At 37.8% G+C, this 15,184-nt stretch carries 20 protein-coding genes; 9 read left to right on the top strand and 11 right to left on the bottom strand.

What is annotated here, in order from left to right; all coding sequences use genetic code 11:
* Positions 1–24: 24 nt before the first annotated feature.
* Together ACQY1Y_RS07095 and ACQY1Y_RS07090 are read right to left on the bottom strand one after the other, a co-directional pair.
* A complete protein-coding gene (locus ACQY1Y_RS07095; RefSeq protein ID WP_002731870.1) occupies positions 25–156 on the bottom strand; it encodes a hypothetical protein in 132 nt (43 codons plus the stop codon).
* A 207-nt stretch (positions 157–363) separates the two neighbouring features.
* A complete protein-coding gene (locus ACQY1Y_RS07090; protein ID WP_130757832.1) occupies positions 364–1,617 on the bottom strand; it encodes a competence/damage-inducible protein A in 1,254 nt (417 codons plus the stop codon).
* 360 nt (positions 1,618–1,977) lie between these two features.
* On the opposite strand from ACQY1Y_RS07090, the gene ACQY1Y_RS07085 reads away from it, so the two are divergent.
* Complete coding sequence (locus ACQY1Y_RS07085; protein WP_430014259.1) at positions 1,978–3,534, top strand: AAA-like domain-containing protein; 1,557 nt, start codon at positions 1,978–1,980, stop codon at positions 3,532–3,534.
* A 124-nt stretch (positions 3,535–3,658) separates the two neighbouring features.
* Here the strand turns inward: ACQY1Y_RS07085 and ACQY1Y_RS07080 are convergent, their stop codons facing one another.
* The 3 genes from ACQY1Y_RS07080 to ACQY1Y_RS07070 all read right to left on the bottom strand — a co-directional run bounded on the left by ACQY1Y_RS07080 (position 3,659) and on the right by ACQY1Y_RS07070 (position 4,668).
* Complete coding sequence (locus ACQY1Y_RS07080) at positions 3,659–3,943, bottom strand: type II toxin-antitoxin system RelE family toxin (protein WP_002734303.1); 285 nt, start codon at positions 3,941–3,943, stop codon at positions 3,659–3,661.
* Complete coding sequence (locus ACQY1Y_RS07075) at positions 3,918–4,145, bottom strand: hypothetical protein (RefSeq protein WP_002734104.1); 228 nt, start codon at positions 4,143–4,145, stop codon at positions 3,918–3,920. The genes ACQY1Y_RS07080 and ACQY1Y_RS07075 overlap by 26 nt, the downstream gene beginning before the upstream one ends.
* Before the next feature lie 322 nt (positions 4,146–4,467).
* Positions 4,468–4,668, bottom strand: a complete 201-nt coding sequence (locus ACQY1Y_RS07070) for a hypothetical protein (protein WP_002795041.1) — start codon at positions 4,666–4,668, stop codon at positions 4,468–4,470.
* Positions 4,669–4,760: 92 nt separating this feature from the next.
* On the opposite strand from ACQY1Y_RS07070, the gene ACQY1Y_RS07065 reads away from it, so the two are divergent.
* From ACQY1Y_RS07065 to ACQY1Y_RS07040, 6 genes are all read left to right on the top strand, one after another.
* Positions 4,761–4,928, top strand: a complete 168-nt coding sequence (locus ACQY1Y_RS07065; RefSeq protein WP_430014258.1) for a DUF433 domain-containing protein — start codon at positions 4,761–4,763, stop codon at positions 4,926–4,928.
* Between the two features lie 104 nt (positions 4,929–5,032).
* Positions 5,033–7,078 (top strand): HsdM family class I SAM-dependent methyltransferase, encoded by a 2,046-nt coding sequence (locus tag ACQY1Y_RS07060; protein WP_430014257.1) that lies wholly within the window; start codon positions 5,033–5,035, stop codon positions 7,076–7,078.
* Positions 7,079–7,107: 29 nt separating this feature from the next.
* Positions 7,108–8,202, top strand: coding sequence for a restriction endonuclease subunit S (locus ACQY1Y_RS07055; protein ID WP_430014651.1), 1,095 nt, complete (start codon positions 7,108–7,110; stop codon positions 8,200–8,202).
* A gap of 122 nt (positions 8,203–8,324) precedes the next feature.
* A complete protein-coding gene (locus ACQY1Y_RS07050) occupies positions 8,325–8,552 on the top strand; it encodes a hypothetical protein (RefSeq protein ID WP_172969780.1) in 228 nt (75 codons plus the stop codon).
* Positions 8,533–8,757: a type II toxin-antitoxin system RelE/ParE family toxin gene (locus ACQY1Y_RS07045; RefSeq protein ID WP_002742047.1), complete on the top strand. Its 225-nt coding sequence runs from the start codon at positions 8,533–8,535 to the stop codon at positions 8,755–8,757. Before ACQY1Y_RS07050 ends, ACQY1Y_RS07045 begins: the two co-directional genes overlap by 20 nt.
* A 111-nt stretch (positions 8,758–8,868) precedes the next feature.
* The gene (locus ACQY1Y_RS07040) at positions 8,869–8,991 is read left to right on the top strand and encodes a hypothetical protein (protein WP_002793363.1); all 123 of its coding nucleotides are present in this window, start codon (positions 8,869–8,871) and stop codon (positions 8,989–8,991) included.
* Here the strand turns inward: ACQY1Y_RS07040 and ACQY1Y_RS07035 are convergent.
* Entirely contained in the window at positions 8,988–9,380 is a 393-nt protein-coding gene (locus ACQY1Y_RS07035) for a type II toxin-antitoxin system death-on-curing family toxin (protein WP_002802172.1), read from the bottom strand. The two genes, ACQY1Y_RS07040 and ACQY1Y_RS07035, sit on opposite strands and share 4 nt — an antisense overlap.
* A complete protein-coding gene (locus ACQY1Y_RS07030) occupies positions 9,377–9,601 on the bottom strand; it encodes an AbrB/MazE/SpoVT family DNA-binding domain-containing protein (protein WP_430014256.1) in 225 nt (74 codons plus the stop codon). The genes ACQY1Y_RS07035 and ACQY1Y_RS07030 overlap by 4 nt, the downstream gene beginning before the upstream one ends.
* A 70-nt stretch (positions 9,602–9,671) precedes the next feature.
* On the opposite strand from ACQY1Y_RS07030, the gene ACQY1Y_RS07025 reads away from it, so the two are divergent.
* Together ACQY1Y_RS07025 and ACQY1Y_RS07020 are read left to right on the top strand one after the other, a co-directional pair.
* Positions 9,672–9,956, top strand: coding sequence for a hypothetical protein (locus tag ACQY1Y_RS07025; RefSeq protein WP_002742048.1), 285 nt, complete (start codon positions 9,672–9,674; stop codon positions 9,954–9,956).
* A gap of 70 nt (positions 9,957–10,026) precedes the next feature.
* On the top strand, positions 10,027–11,583 hold the full coding sequence (locus tag ACQY1Y_RS07020; protein ID WP_430014255.1) for an AAA-like domain-containing protein: 1,557 nt from the start codon (positions 10,027–10,029) through the stop codon (positions 11,581–11,583).
* Positions 11,584–11,712: 129 nt separating this feature from the next.
* On the opposite strand, the gene ACQY1Y_RS07015 is transcribed toward ACQY1Y_RS07020, so the two are convergent.
* From ACQY1Y_RS07015 to glyA, 4 genes are all read right to left on the bottom strand, one after another.
* Positions 11,713–12,009: a DUF4164 family protein gene (locus tag ACQY1Y_RS07015; protein ID WP_130757829.1), complete on the bottom strand. Its 297-nt coding sequence runs from the start codon at positions 12,007–12,009 to the stop codon at positions 11,713–11,715.
* A gap of 65 nt (positions 12,010–12,074) precedes the next feature.
* Positions 12,075–12,395, bottom strand: coding sequence for a hypothetical protein (locus ACQY1Y_RS07010; protein ID WP_002733512.1), 321 nt, complete (start codon positions 12,393–12,395; stop codon positions 12,075–12,077).
* A gap of 67 nt (positions 12,396–12,462) precedes the next feature.
* Positions 12,463–13,527 carry a glycosyltransferase family 4 protein gene (locus ACQY1Y_RS07005; protein WP_002732067.1) on the bottom strand — a complete coding sequence of 355 codons (1,065 nt, stop codon included), beginning with the start codon at positions 13,525–13,527 and terminating at the stop codon, positions 12,463–12,465.
* A gap of 78 nt (positions 13,528–13,605) precedes the next feature.
* Complete coding sequence (glyA, locus tag ACQY1Y_RS07000; protein WP_123230927.1) at positions 13,606–14,889, bottom strand: serine hydroxymethyltransferase; 1,284 nt, start codon at positions 14,887–14,889, stop codon at positions 13,606–13,608.
* Positions 14,890–15,184: the final 295 nt, after the last annotated feature.

Raw genomic sequence — 15,184 nt, 5'->3', positions numbered from 1 at the left:
CAATATTCTGTTTTACTGGTGGCTTTATCGACTGTGATCGCGCACGGGGATCGGGATTAGTTCGGGTTCGGGTTCGGGTTCCGGACCAAAAACACTCTCGACCAGTTTGCGCGCCCATTCTCTCAATTTTTCTATCACTTCATCTAAATAGTCCATTGACCAAATGGCTCCTTTGAGATACTAGCTATGAGTTTTCGTCGATTGATCCCCGCAACAGCCACGCAAAAGCTTGATTCTAGAGAATTTTAACTAATTTTTATCGTTTGGCTGTTCAATCTGACGAACGGGGGAATCTATATCTTGTACTTATATTAAGCTTAACATAACTTTTTAGTCTGAGTATATATTCTTGGTAATTCTTTTTTAAGATATTGTTAATAAGTTCCGTCGTAGGCGATCGAGGGCGGTATAAGCACTAATCTGGCGAATAGTCAAGCGAGATCGATTTTCTCCGAAACGATGCTCTGATACGGTGACATTTCGCCGAGGATCGGCTAAACCGATATAAACTAGGCCCACGGGTTTTGTCTCGCTGCCACCTCCCGGTCCGGCAATACCCGTGATACTGATCCCCCAATCGGTAGCGAGGCGTTTTTGCACTCCTAGAGCCATCTGTTGGGCAACAATGGCACTGACAGCCCCGAAATTATTTAAATCCCGCTCATTTACGTCTAAGAGGGCAACTTTTACCCGATTATCGTAGGAAATAACCCCACCCCAAAAATAATCGGAACTGCCGGCGATTTGGGTGATAATTTCCCCTAATCCCCCTCCGGTACAGGATTCTGCCACACTCAAAGTTTGTTTTTGTCGCCGCAACAGTTCCCCCACTACCGAGGGTAAAGTATCATCATCGGCCCCAAAATAATCTAATCCGGCGATTTCCTTAATTTCCGTCGCTACCGGTTCAATTACCTGCAAAGCAGCCTCTAAAGAAGGGGCTTTCGTCGCAATTCGCAAACGCACTTCGCCTAAACCAGCATAGGGGGCAACGGTGGGATTAGTCAGATCAAATAAATGGGCAACTTTTTCCGCTAAAGCTGACTCACCGATACCGCGAAATTTCAGAGAACGACTATAAATCCTCTCTTTGCCCCATCCTTGACTTTTTAGGTAAGGAATGGCCGTTTCTACCCACATTCTCTTCATTTCTGAGGGTACTCCGGGGAAAGTGAGAATAGTTACGTTAGTCTCTGGTTGCCAGATCATGCCGGGGGCGGTTCCGGTCGGATTTGGCAAAAAATCGGCTCCCACGGGTATTAAAGCCTGTTTACTGTTACTAGGAGGCATTTCTCGCCCTAAACTCGTAAATTTAGCCTCGATTTCTGCTAAAATCTCTTTATCTTCTCTAAGGGGCGTTTGGAAAAAATCGGCGATTGTTTCTGTGGTTAAATCGTCGGGAGTAGGTCCCAGTCCCCCGGTAAAAATTAAAATTGAGGAACGTTCTCGGGCAATAGCGATCGCTTTTTTCAGTCTTTCCACATTATCCCCCACCACCGTTTGATAATAATGGGGAATGCCTAATTTTGCCAATTCTAGAGCTAAATATTGGGCATTAGTATTAACTATATCCCCTAATAATAATTCCGTTCCTACACAAATAATTTCAGCGGCCATAATTTTTGACAATTAGCTTAAATTTTCAATTTTGATCATCAACTGATCTCCTGTCACCGCAGTGCGATCGGGTTTCGGTAACGATGGTCATGGAAGTTAACCATATCAATGCGCTCCCACATTATACCAGTAAGCTATCAACAATCAAAGTCTTGTATATTAAATGCCACTTTTAATAACCAGATTTAGTATCACTACCCATTAGCAAACGTAAAATCAGCCTAGGATTCCTCTATATAACAATAATTGATCATAATCAAGCATAACAAGGTATTGCCGATCATCACCTCTTCCTTCCCGCCATTACAAACCCCACCAAAATCATCTAAAATTAAAATGTCCACTAAATAATAAAATTCTATGACTCGCTGGTTTAATATTGCCGGTCCCTGTTCCAACGATATCCACTATATGCTCTCTCCCACAGTACGATTACCAGATTTAGAGGAGCTAATTCAACAACGTAGTTATTTTGTCCTACACGCACCACGACAAACGGGGAAAACCACCGCAATGTTATCCCTAGCAAAACAACTTACTGCTACAGGAAATTATGCCGCAGTCATGGTATCAGTGGAAGTAGGAAGTGCATTTAATCATGATCCTAGTGCCGCAGAATTGGCAATTTTAGGGGCATGGTATAATACAATAAATATTCGTTTACCTAAAGAATTGCAACCACCTGTAAAAGAATGGCAACAGGAAGAAGCAGGAAGCAGAATCAAGGCTTTTTTATCAGATTGGGCAAAAGCTATCAATCGTCCCATAGTATTATTTATAGATGAAATTGACTCTTTACAAGACCAAACATTAATATCAGTTTTACGACAGTTAAGAGATGGTTTTCCTAATCGTCCTGAAAATTTTCCCTCATCTGTAGGATTAATTGGTTTACGAGATGTGCGAGATTATAAAGTAGCATCGGGAGGTAGTGACAGATTAAATACTTCTAGTCCTTTTAATATAAAAGTTGCTTCTCTGACTATGCGAAATTTTAATCTTGCAGAAGTAGAAGAATTATATCAACAACATACAGCAGCAACCGGACAAATTTTTACACCTGAAGCAATAGAAACAGCTTATGATTTAACTCAAGGACAACCTTGGTTAGTTAATGCTTTAGCTAAAGAAATTGTGGAAAAAATGGTAAAAGATAGAAGTATTCCTATTACTAAAGAACACATTTTAACAGCCAAAGAAATATTAATTGCTCGTCAAGATACTCATTTAGATAGTTTAGCGGAAAGGTTAAGAGAACCAAGAATTAAAGCCATTATTGAACCGATGTTAGCCGGTTTAGAATTAGGGAATATACCTAATGATGATATTCAATTTGTCATTGATTTAGGATTATGTAAAATGCACCCCTACGGAGGTTTAACTATTGCTAATCCCATTTATCGGGAAGTGTTACCCAGAGTTTTAACAGTCACACCAATGGCTTCTTTACCAATGATTGCACCGACTTGGTTAACACCAGAAGGGGAGTTAAATCTAGATGCTTTATTAACAGCATTTCTCAAGTTTTGGCGACAGCACGGAGAACCGTTATTAGGTAGCACTGGCTATCATGAAATCGCACCGCATATTGTATTAATGGCTTTTTTACATCGTGTGATTAATGGTGGGGGAGTTTTAGAAAGGGAATATGCAATTGGTAGCGATAGAATGGATTTATGTTTGCAGTATAAAGATGTAATTTTAGGGATTGAATTGAAAGTATGGCGGGATAAAAAACGCAATCCGCAAGCTGATGGAATTGAACAATTAGAATCTTATTTAGGGCGTTTGGGTTTAGATTTTGGTTGGTTATTTATCTTTGATAGGCGGAAAAATGCTTTACCTATGGAAGAAAGGTTATCAACTGAAGTTGTGGTGACGGAAAATCAATATAGAATTACTGTGATTAGAGCTTGAGTGTTTTAAATGAAGTATTTTTGGAAACAATGCTTTTTTCAAAGATATTTAACGGTGAATTTATAAGGTACGTTGCATTTAATTAACACACCCTACAGAATTGGCTGCTTAATTTTTATTTCAGCTATTCATAAACTTTACTTCTATGGGCGATAAAAATTATCGTTACCAGTTTTAAATCATCATTAATTTCATAAATAACTCTATAGTCACCTACTCGATAACGATAATAACCTGATAATTCACCTTTGAGAGATTTTATATTAGGATGATTACGAGGATTAATTTTTAAACGTTCAAAACATCTATCTAACTTTTTTTGTAAAGTAGCAGAAGCAGATTCAAAAAACTCCCCTGCATCAATACTAATAACAACAGTATAATTAATATTTTCGTTTAAGTTTGTCAACAGTAATCACCTTTCCTTGTTTTACATTTTCTCTAGCATGATCAAAATTTTCTTTAAATCCTACAATCTCTAATAACTCTTGAGTAGCATCATCTTCTCTTGTTGCCAAATATGCTAAAAAATCAACTGCTACAAGTAATTTTTCTGGTGACAGTTGTTCAACATATTTTTGGATTTGTTCACGAAGTTCTAACGTATTCATAGATTATTTTGGTTATTTACCCAATTTGATTATATGTGATTCTGATAAAATTTAGATCCACGACTTCTGTTATTAATCTTCTGATGTAATAGATAATTTGTAGGGTGTATTAGTGACAGCGTAACGCACCTCATATTTACTAAATAATTTATTTTATTATGTTTTTAAAAATCTTATTTAATAATAATGGTGCGTTACGTCGCGTATTTAATTTATTTGTATATTTTATAATCTTTTTGCTCTCCTAACGCACCCTACAAACTCTGAATTTGAGGGGGTAAATCCTCATAGCATTTCCAAAATCTGCGGGTTGTGTAGTGCATCAGAGTTCTCGGCAATGTCCCGCTTTAAACTCAGCGATCGCTTCTGCTGCTAAAGGCTCCAGTTTGCCGTCTGCGATGTCTTGTTCTAGCTGCTCATCCCAACGTTGGTAGTCTATCTCTAATATCCATTGCCAGAGCTGCTGAAACTGTTCTGGTGGCAGCGTCAGAATAACTGCTTCAATTTGTTTAATGGTTGACATATATTAACTGTATCTTTTTTATTGGCAAGAGCTAACCAAAAGCCTGTATCAACATGGTATCATAAGATTAGCAAAAATGCACTTGCCACATTATGAATTATAGAGGCTATATCACAATTGAACCCAATAAATGTGGTGGTAAGCCTTGTGTACGGGGCTTGGGAATTACAGTTTATCCATATAATAGACTTTTTAGAGGGATTATGCGTAAATTGTTTTATGATTGCGCTATTGGGAAATATTATACAAAAAAATATTAATAATATCCTTATTTGGGGTAATATATCGTAAGTTTCTGTATAATCAATAGTTGTACTTTTTACTGCATTTATTTTTAATAAAATTGAAAAAGTAGGATAATACAATGGGAAAAATGGCACAATCAATAGAACCAAATATTGCAGAGTTAGGTAATGGGTGGCTTAGATCTTATAAATTAGATTATAAATTAGAGCAAGACCCTTTAAATACTGAAATAGACAAAGCACTTTCTGATTATTTCACTAAAAATGGCGGAGCAGGGGCAAATCGTCCAGATGCAAAACTTCTACTGAAAGACAAAAATTTGAATTATTATCCTATTCTTATTGAGTACAAGGGCTATAAAGATAAACTTGTAAAACTTGACAGTGACGGACAAGTTGAGAATAGAACTAATAAAAATGAGCCACATTTTAAAAATATAAATTCTTTTGCTGTAAACGGTGCAGTACATTATGCAAATGCTATTTTACATCATACAAGCTATACTGGTATAATAGCTATTGGTATGACGGGATACAAAGATGAAACTGGAAAAATACAGCACGAAATCGGTGTATATTATGTTTCTAAAAGTAACTTTGGTGTCGGACAAATAGTTGGAGAATTTTCCGATTTTTCTTTTTTAGCACCTAAAAATTTTGATCAGTTTATTGAGAAAGTAAAAACATTAAATCTATCACAGGAAGAAATTGACAAACTAAAAGAGCAACGAGAAAAAGAGATTGATGCCAGCTTAGTAAAGCTCAACAACGATATTTATCAAAACGAAAAAGGTTTGGGAGAAAATGATCGTGTATATCTCGTTGCTGCTTCAATTATTGCAACAATTGGAATACCGGGTAAAGTTTCTCCTCTTGAAAAATCTGATTTAAAATCTTCTACTGAAAAAGGCAATACTGACGGTGAAATAATAGTAAGAAAAATTACAGCTTTTTTAGGTGAAAAAGAGATTCCCGCAGAAAAGAAAGATTTAATCATCAGAACTTTATCCAATACATTATTAACTGAAAATATCAATAAAGTTGAAAATGGTGAAAGTCAACTCAAAAGAGTTTTTAGCAAAATTGTAGATGATCTAGGAATATATTACAAAATAGGCTTAACTACTGATTTTACAGGAAAACTTTTTAATGAAATGTATAGTTGGCTTGGTTTTTCGCAAGATAAACTAAACGATGTAGTGCTTACCCCATCTTATATCGCTACTCTTTTAGTAAAATTGGCGCGAGTAAACAAAGATTCTTATGTGTGGGATTTTGCCGCAGGTTCGGCAGGTTTATTAGTTGCCGCGATGAATGAAATGCTTATTGATGCCAAAGATAATATTAAATCTCCTGAGGAACTTACTCAAAAAGAAATTAAAATAAAAACCGAGCAATTGCTTGGGTTAGAATTGCTTTCAAGTGTGTATATGTTGGCAATTCTAAATATGATTTTGATGGGCGACGGCAGCTCTAATATTTTAAATAAAGACTCTATAAAAGATTTTGACGGGAACTACGTTTTTGGTCAAACAAATAGCAAATTTCCTGCTGATGCTTTTGTCTTAAATCCTCCATATTCTGCGAATGGTAATGGGATGAACTTTGTGGAAAAAGCCCTTGCAATGATGAATAAAGGTTATGCCGCTATTATTATTCAAAATTCTGCTGGTTCAGGTAGAGCCAAAGAATACAACAAAAAAATATTAGAAAAACATACCCTTTTGGCAAGTATTAAAATGCCGATTGACTTGTTTATCGGGAAATCTAGTGTACAAACAAATATATATGTTTTTAAAGTAAATGAAAAACACCATAAAGATGAAATAGTAAAGTTTATTGATTTCTCAAATGATGGTTACACTCGTACCAACCGCAAAAAATCCAGCAACAACTTAAAAGACACTGACAGCGCCAAAGAACGCTACGAAGAGTTGGTAAACTTAGTCCGTTTTGGTAAAAGCAAACTCAATATTTTTACCGAAAAAGAATATTATGAAGGCACTATTGACCCCAAAAATGGTAGTGACTGGAATCAAACAGCACCTATTGACACTAAACCTAGTTTACAGGATTTCAAGAAAACAGTAAGTGATTATTTAGCTTGGGAAGTTTCTAATATTCTAAGACAACAAAGTACAGAGGAGGAAAGATTGGGAAAGTAAAAACCCCACTTCATGAGAAATTGAAAAATGTGGAGTGGGGCGAGTTTAATATTATTGATATTTTTGATGTAAAAAACACAAGAAATATTTTATCAAGAGATATCATTGAAAATAGCGGAGAAACCCCTTATTTATGTGCAAGTGGAGAAAACAATGCCGTAAGTTCATACATTTCCTTTGATGAAAAATATTTAGAGAAAGGAAATTGTATTTTTATTGGCGGAAAAACTTTTGTTGTTTCGTACCAAGAAAAAGATTTTTATTCTAATGATAGTCATAATTTGGTTTTGTATCTAAAAAATGATAAAAAAAGAAACAAAGCTTGTCAATTGTTTTTGGTAGCTTGTATTAATAGAAGTTTGGGACACAAATATTTCTGGGGCGATAGTATAAGTAATAAAAAAATCCAAAAAGATAAAGTTTCGCTTCCCATCAGAAACAGCAAAATAGATTTTGAATTTATGGAAAGCTTTATAGCGGAGTTAGAAGCAGAACGTATAGCGGATCTGGAAGCCTATTTATTAGCTACTGGATTAAAAGATTATACTTTAACAGATGAAGAACAACAGGTTTTAGATGATTTTGAGAATGAGCAATTTGAAGAATTTAATATTGTAGATTTATTTGAGGTAAAAAATTCTGGAAGTATTTTATCTAGAGATATAATTGAAAATAGTGGAAAAACTCCTTACTTGTGTGCAAGTAGTGAAAATAATGCGGTAAGTTCATACATTTCTTATGATGACAAATATTTAGATAAAGGAAATTGTGTTTTTATTGGCGGAAAAACTTTCGTTGTTACATACCAAGAAAAAGATTTTTATTCTAACGATAGCCATAATTTGGTTTTGTATCTAAAAAATGAAGAAAAAAGAACCAAGTTAAACCAATTATATTTAGCAACTTGTATCAATATAAGCTTGGGGTATAAATATTCTTGGGGCGACAGTATTAGTAATAGAAAAATACAAAAAGATAAAGTTTCACTCCCAATCCAAAACAACCAAATAAATTACGCAATCATGGAAACTTTTATCTCTGCTATTCAAAAACTCGTTATAAAAGAGGTTGTTTTGTATGCTGACAGAAAAATAGCGGCTATAAAAACAGTCGTAAATAAATAAGCATAGTGCGATCTCTATTATTGTGAGTCTTGATTTTTGGGCGATGACAACCCCAACCACTGAACTTATAGATTAAAATAGAATTACCAAAGCTAGAATTTACTTAATTAGGAGGTTCCATGATGACTTTACAGGAAATTATTAATTCTATCGAAAATTTACCCACAGAAGATCGAGAGTATTTATTTAACTTTCTGCAAAAACAACGAATTAATCAAAAACGAACTGAAATTTTAACTAATGCAGAAGAACTAAAACAGGCTTTTAAAAATGGTACAGCAAAGAGAGGAACTGTTGATGATTTGATTGCTGATTTACTAGGAGATGATGATGGAAGTTGTTTGGAGTAGTGGATTTAAAAGGTCTTTCAAGAAGATTACAAAGAAAAATCCAGAATTAAAAAATCAAATTATTAATGTATTAAGGATTTTGGCTGATGATCCTTTTACACCATCTTTGAATTCTCATAAATTAGGAGGTGAACTAGCAGGTTTATGGTCTTGTTCTGTTGCTTATAACTGTAGAATTATCTTTAACTTCTCCCAAGATGAGTAGTTATTAGAAATGGTTATTTTATTGATAGATATTGGCAGTCATGATGAGGTTTATTAAAATGAATTTGTTCAATATGATATCATATAAAAACAGAGTCTCATAAAAAACATCATGCAAGCATACAAACTCAAAGGAAAAATTGATCAATCTGGTAACTTAGTGATTACCAAACCCCTGAATTTACCCCCCAGAAACGTGGAAATTGTAGTTTGGGCAGCCACAGATAACCTTTAATATTTAATAGAATTTTCTCGCAGCCATTCTGATATAGTTTCTTGACTTTCTTGACCGTTTGCTAGTCGTTCCATTATTAAAACAACTTCGGGTTCTGGAACATCTAACGAATATCCATTTAATTCCAGAAAGATAGCCATTACTACGAAAGCTACCCGTTTATTACCATCTATAAAAGCATGATTTTTAGCAAATCCATAACCATAAGCCGCAGCTAAATCAAATATACTGGGTGTAGGTTCACCATAAGCAAGTAAATTTTTTGGTCTATCTAAACTAGCGAAAAACAAATTGTTATCTCGCACACCCGCCAGACCACCATGCTGTATTAATTGGTCTTCATGTATGGCTTTAACAATTATTTCATCTAACCAGAAAATTCCATTCATTTCCCTAACTCATGAAGTGCATTTTTGTATTTTGTGCTGACTTTTCTGTAAGCCTCCATTGCTTTTTCAAAATCAGGATTACCAGCAGTTATAATAATACCTGTTGGTGTTTCAGTGACAAATACACTGTCTCCTTCTTGAACTTTAAGTTTTTCCAGAGCTTCTTGAGGTAATGTTATAGCCAAGGAATTTCCAACTCTACTAATTTTTAAGGTGTACATTCAGTTAATAACCTCCAATTCAGTCAATTTGAGATAATAATATAAAAACTAGAGTCTCATGAAAAACATCATGCAAGCATACAAACTCAAAGGAAAAATTGATCAATCTGGTAACTTAGTAATTACCGAACCCCTGAATTTACCCCCCAGAAAAGGGGAAATTGTAGTTTGGGCAGCTACAGATACCCTTGATCATACCACAACCCTAACCACTGAATCAGCACCAGAAACACCAAAAAGATCAACTAAAATCAAGGTTTTGCAAAACTGGTTTGAGAAAACCCAACCTGCACCTCCTGATTTTGATCCAGATCAAGCTAAATGGGAATATTTAAAGGAGAAACATAACCTGTGAAAATCTTGCTTGATACCAACATAATTATAGATAGTGTAAACTTAAAGAGTTCACCCACTGCCAAAATACCATGACTCGCTGGTTTAATATTGCCGGTCCCTGTAAAGACGATATCCACTATATGTTATCTCCCACAGTACGATTACCAGATTTAGAGGAGCTAATTGAACAAGAAAGTTATTTTGTCCTTCATGCACCACGACAAACAGGGAAAACCACCGCTATGTTATCCCTAGCAAAACAACTTACTGCTACAGGAAATTATGCCGCAGTCATGGTATCAGTGGAAGTAGGAAGTGCATTTAATCATGATCCTACTGCCGCAGAATTGGCAATTTTAGGGGCATGGTATAATACAATAAATATCCGTTTACCTAAAGAATTGCAACCAGCTGCTAAACAATGGCAACAGGAAGAACCAGGAAATAGAATTAACGATTTTTTAACAGCTTGGGCAAAAGCTATCAATCGTCCCATAGTATTATTTATAGATGAAATTGACTCTTTACAAGACCAAACATTAATATCAGTTTTACGACAGTTAAGAGATGGGTTTCCTAATCGTCCTGAAAATTTTCCGACCTCAGTAGGATTAATTGGTTTACGAGATGTGAGAGATTATAAAGTAGCATCTGGTGGTAGTGATAGATTAAATACATCTAGTCCTTTTAATATCAAAGTTGCTTCTCTGACTATGCGAAATTTTAATCTTGCAGAAGTGGGAGAATTATATCAACAACATACAGCAGCAACTGGACAACTTTTTACACCAGAAGCAATAGAAACAGCGTTTGATTTAACCCAAGGACAACCTTGGTTAGTCAATGCTTTAGCTAAAGAAATTGTAGAAAAAATGGTAAAAGATAGAAATATCGCTATTACCAAAGAACATATTTTAACAGCCAAAGAAATATTAATAGCTCGTCAGGATACTCATTTAGATAGTTTAGCGGAAAAACTCAGAGAAAAACGAGTTAAAAACATTATTGAACCAATTTTAGCAGGGCAAACCTTACCCGATACCCTAGCAGATGATAGGCAATATTTAATAGATTTAGGATTATTACGACGTGATCCGATGGGGGGATTAGTTATTTCTAACCACATTTATCGTGAAGTAATTCCCCGCGTTTTAGTACAAGGAACTCAGGACAGTTTACCTTTAATTAGTCCTAGTTGGTTGACAGCAAAAGGTGAATTAAATATAGATGCTTTATTAACAGCATTTCTCAAATTTTGGCGACAGCATGGAGAACCATTATTAAGTAGTGCTGCTTACCATGAAATTGCTCCGCATATAGTATTAATGGCTTTTTTACATCGTGTGGTTAATGGTGGAGGAGTTTTAGAAAGGGAATATGCAATTGGTAGTGACAGAATGGATTTATGTTTGCAGTATAAAGATGTAACTTTAGGGATTGAATTAAAAGTATGGCGGGATAAAAAACGCAATCCGCAAGCTGACGGAATTGAACAATTAGAATCTTATTTAGGGCGTTTGGGTTTAGATTTTGGTTGGTTATTTATCTTTGATAGGAGGAAAAATGCTTTACCTATGGAAGAAAGATTATCCACTGAAGTTGTGGTGACAGAAAATCAATATAGAATTACTGTAATTAGGGCTTGAGTTTTATATTTTTTGTTTGACGCAGAGGCGCTACAGTCGCAGAGAGGAGAACGGAAAGAGGGATTTTTGCAGATCATTTTTCTCTGTATCCTTGAAAATTGTAGAGTAAACAAAGACTAAGGATAACTTTTAGGGATTAGGAAAAAAGACGATTTTTCCCAGAATACCTACTATTCCTGTCACCAAAATTCCGACAATGCCAAGAAACCCATTAGTGGTAATATTCACCCGTGCATTCAGGTCATCAATAGGCTTTTCTATTTCCATAACTTTAGAATCTAGGGCCTTAATATCCCCTCTTATTTCTGATTGTCCTATCTCTAGCTTAGTGAGACGCTCATTAACATCTCTTTGTAAAGAGTCGATTTTTCCCTCAATCCTTGTCAGGACAGTTTCAAGGGAATAAGTTACGGTTTCGTTAGACATTGTGCTAAACTCCTACTTTTGATAACTTTAATTAGGGCTTGCTGAAAAAATAAGATAGGAAAAATTTATGATGCTAAGGGCAACTTCTGGGGGTTGCCAATAAACCCAAAAAGTTTAGCTGCTCCTCCTAAAATAGCAACAACAAGGGCGATCAAAATGCCTCGATTAGTAAACTCTTGATAGGCAACTCTAGCGGTCAATCCGTCAATTTTTGTGCTTAGTCGCTCATCTAAAGCTTTAATTTCTCCTTTAAGTTCTGCCTGTCCGATTTCTAATTTTGTCAGACGTTGCTCGATTCTATCAGCTTTGTGGTTGACTTCCTTGATGCTGTCTTTGATTTCCTTAAGAACCGTTTCAAGGGAATAAGTTACGGTTTCGTTAGACATTTGCTAAACTCCCAGAGTCATCCTGCCGCTATCTTAATTATTAATCCTTTTTCTAGTTTAAGACGGCTTACGGTTCACTGCCACGATTGCGCCAGACTTGCCAACCGACGTAACCGAGGAGGAGAGTCGCACCAAAGGCAAAACCCCAACCACTGGGAACATTGGAAAAACCGAGGGCTAAACTGCCCACCCAGAGAGTTAGAGCGTAGATAAATAATACTGTCAGACGGTGAGAGATACCCGCTTTCAGTAAACGATGGTGTAAATGACGTTTATCAGCCACAAAAGGGGATTTTCCGCGTTTGAGACGGGAAATAATCACCGTGGACATATCGAGGAGAGGAACCGCGAGGATGAGATAGGGCAATAGGACGGCGGTAACGGCAACAGTAGTCACAGCAGTAGTTTTAGCCAATCCAATCACCGCCACACCCGCCAGGGTAAAACCCATAAAATAGGCCCCACCATCCCCCATAAAAATTTGGGCGGGGTTAAAATTGTAACGCAGAAAACCCAAGGCCCCACCCGCTAAAGCGGCGGCGATAATAGCGGCGGCCGGTTGTCCCATCACCAAAGTTACAATCAAAATCACCACGGCAGATATACCCGAAACCCCCGCCGCTAATCCATCTAAACCGTCAATCCAATTAATCGCGTTAGCCATCCCCACTAACCAGAGGAGAGTAATTGGTAAACTTAGCCAATGAATTTGTAATAAATCGCCGAAGGGAATAGAGAGGAAATCGATCCTCACCCCAGCTTGCCAAGCTAGAAAAGCGACGCTAAACTGCATTACCAGACGATTGAGGGGGGAAAGATTAAAAAGATCATCCGCTAGACCGATGAGAAAAAAGCCCAAACCGCCTAGGGTTACGCCCCACACTTCCCATTCTCGATCGCTGTTTAAACCGGCAAACCCTCCCAACCACCAAACGATCAGGAGGGCAGTTAAAGCGCCGACAAAAATCGAAACTCCCCCCAGTCGAACCATAGGCTTTTCATGGACTTTCCTTTCGTTTGGTTTATCGACGTAACCGCTTTTCAGTCCGACGGTTCTGACGAGGGGGGTACTCCAAAGTACCACGGTATGGGCGATCAGAAAAGCAATTAGATAGTATAAATCTCCGGACATGGGAATTGGGGGGCGATTTAATTCACAATTGGCCACTGACAGGCAATCGCCAATTATGAACTTTTATTATCTCTCTTTTTAGGCCAAGGCGGGGACGGAAATATGGAGATGGGGATAGAGGGGGAAGCTTTCACAGAGTTTGGCTACCCGTTGACGGCAAGCAGTTCTCAGGGCTTCATCACCTGGATTAAGGAGAATATCGGCGATAATGTTGCCAATCTCGATAAATTCCGTTTCTCCTAGTCCTCTGGTGGTCATAGCCGGGGAACCCAAGCGCAGACCACTGGTGACAAAGGGAGACTCGGGATCGAAGGGAACAGTGTTTTTATTAGCGGTAATATTAATGGTACTCACCAAGCGATCGGCCTCTTTCCCGGTCATGCCCACGGATCTTAAATCGAGTAACATCAAGTGATTATCCGTACCATCGGTGACAATTTTAATCCCTCTAGCCTTCAACTGACCGGCCAAAGCTTGGGCATTAGCGATTACTTGGCCCGAATAGATTTTAAACTCCGGTTTCAATGCTTCCCCAAAAGCCACCGCTTTCGCTGCAATCACGTGTTCTAGGGGACCGCCTTGGGTACCGGGGAAGACGGATTTATCGAATTTTTTGCCTAATTCCTCGTCTTTGGTCATAATTAACCCCCCCCTAGGACCGCGCAGGGTTTTGTGAGTGGTGGTAGTGACCACATCACAGTGGGGTAGGGGGTTAGGATGATGACCAGTGGCCACTAAACCGGCAATATGGGCGATATCTGCCATCAGGTAGGCCCCCACTTCGTCAGCGATGGCGCGGAATTTCTCGAAATCAATCCGGCGCGAATAGGCAGAATAACCGCAGATAATTAGTTTTGGTTTTTCTTTGCGGGCGATGTCAAGGATGAGATCGTAGTCGAGGAGTTCGGTTTCGGGACTTACTCCGTACTGTACGACTCGGAACCATTTTCCGGAAACGTTAACGGGGGAACCGTGGGTAAGATGACCACCGTGGGAGAGATCCATGCCCATAATCGTATCGCCGGGCTGCAAGAGGGTCAGGAAAACGGCGAAATTAGCTTGGGCGCCAGAGTGGGGTTGTACGTTAGCGTGGTTTGCCCCAAATAGTCGTTTAACCCGATCGATCGCTAATTGTTCCGCTTCGTCAATGTATTCGCAACCGCCATAGTAGCGTTTTTTTGGCAGTCCTTCGGCGTATTTGTTGGTTAAAACCGAACCCTGGGCGGCCATGACGGCAGCCGAGGTAAAGTTTTCACTAGCGATTAATTCTAGGTGATCTCTTTGACGTTGTAGTTCTTTTTGCAGAATCCCTGCGATCGCTGGATCCGTCAGGGATAGTATATCTAGGTTGGTATCAGTCACGGTTACTCGATCCTTTTTTTTAACAATTTACCTGTAATCCTTGGGTCACTTTCTCCATTTTGGCACAATCTCTAATCTTCCGACACACCAGTGAGCTTAATTGCCTCTCTTCGGGGTCGCTCATCAATTGTCAACTGTTAGCAGTAAAATCTTCATTTTTAGTCAATAAGTGATAGTAAGTAGGTAGGCGTTAAAAATTATCAGATGCCCCCCTTATTAAGGGGGGATTAAAGGGGGGACTAAGGGGGGATCGGCACCCCCCTTATCAAGGGGGGCAGGGGGGATCGAACCTAAA

Origin of the sequence: Microcystis ichthyoblabe FBCC-A1114, from assembly GCF_050500245.1 — a bacterium.
Lineage (GTDB): Bacteria > Cyanobacteriota > Cyanobacteriia > Cyanobacteriales > Microcystaceae > Microcystis > Microcystis ichthyoblabe_A.
The sequence above is the reverse complement of the archived record's forward strand: the minus strand, read 5'-3'. Positions and strand labels throughout refer to the sequence as shown.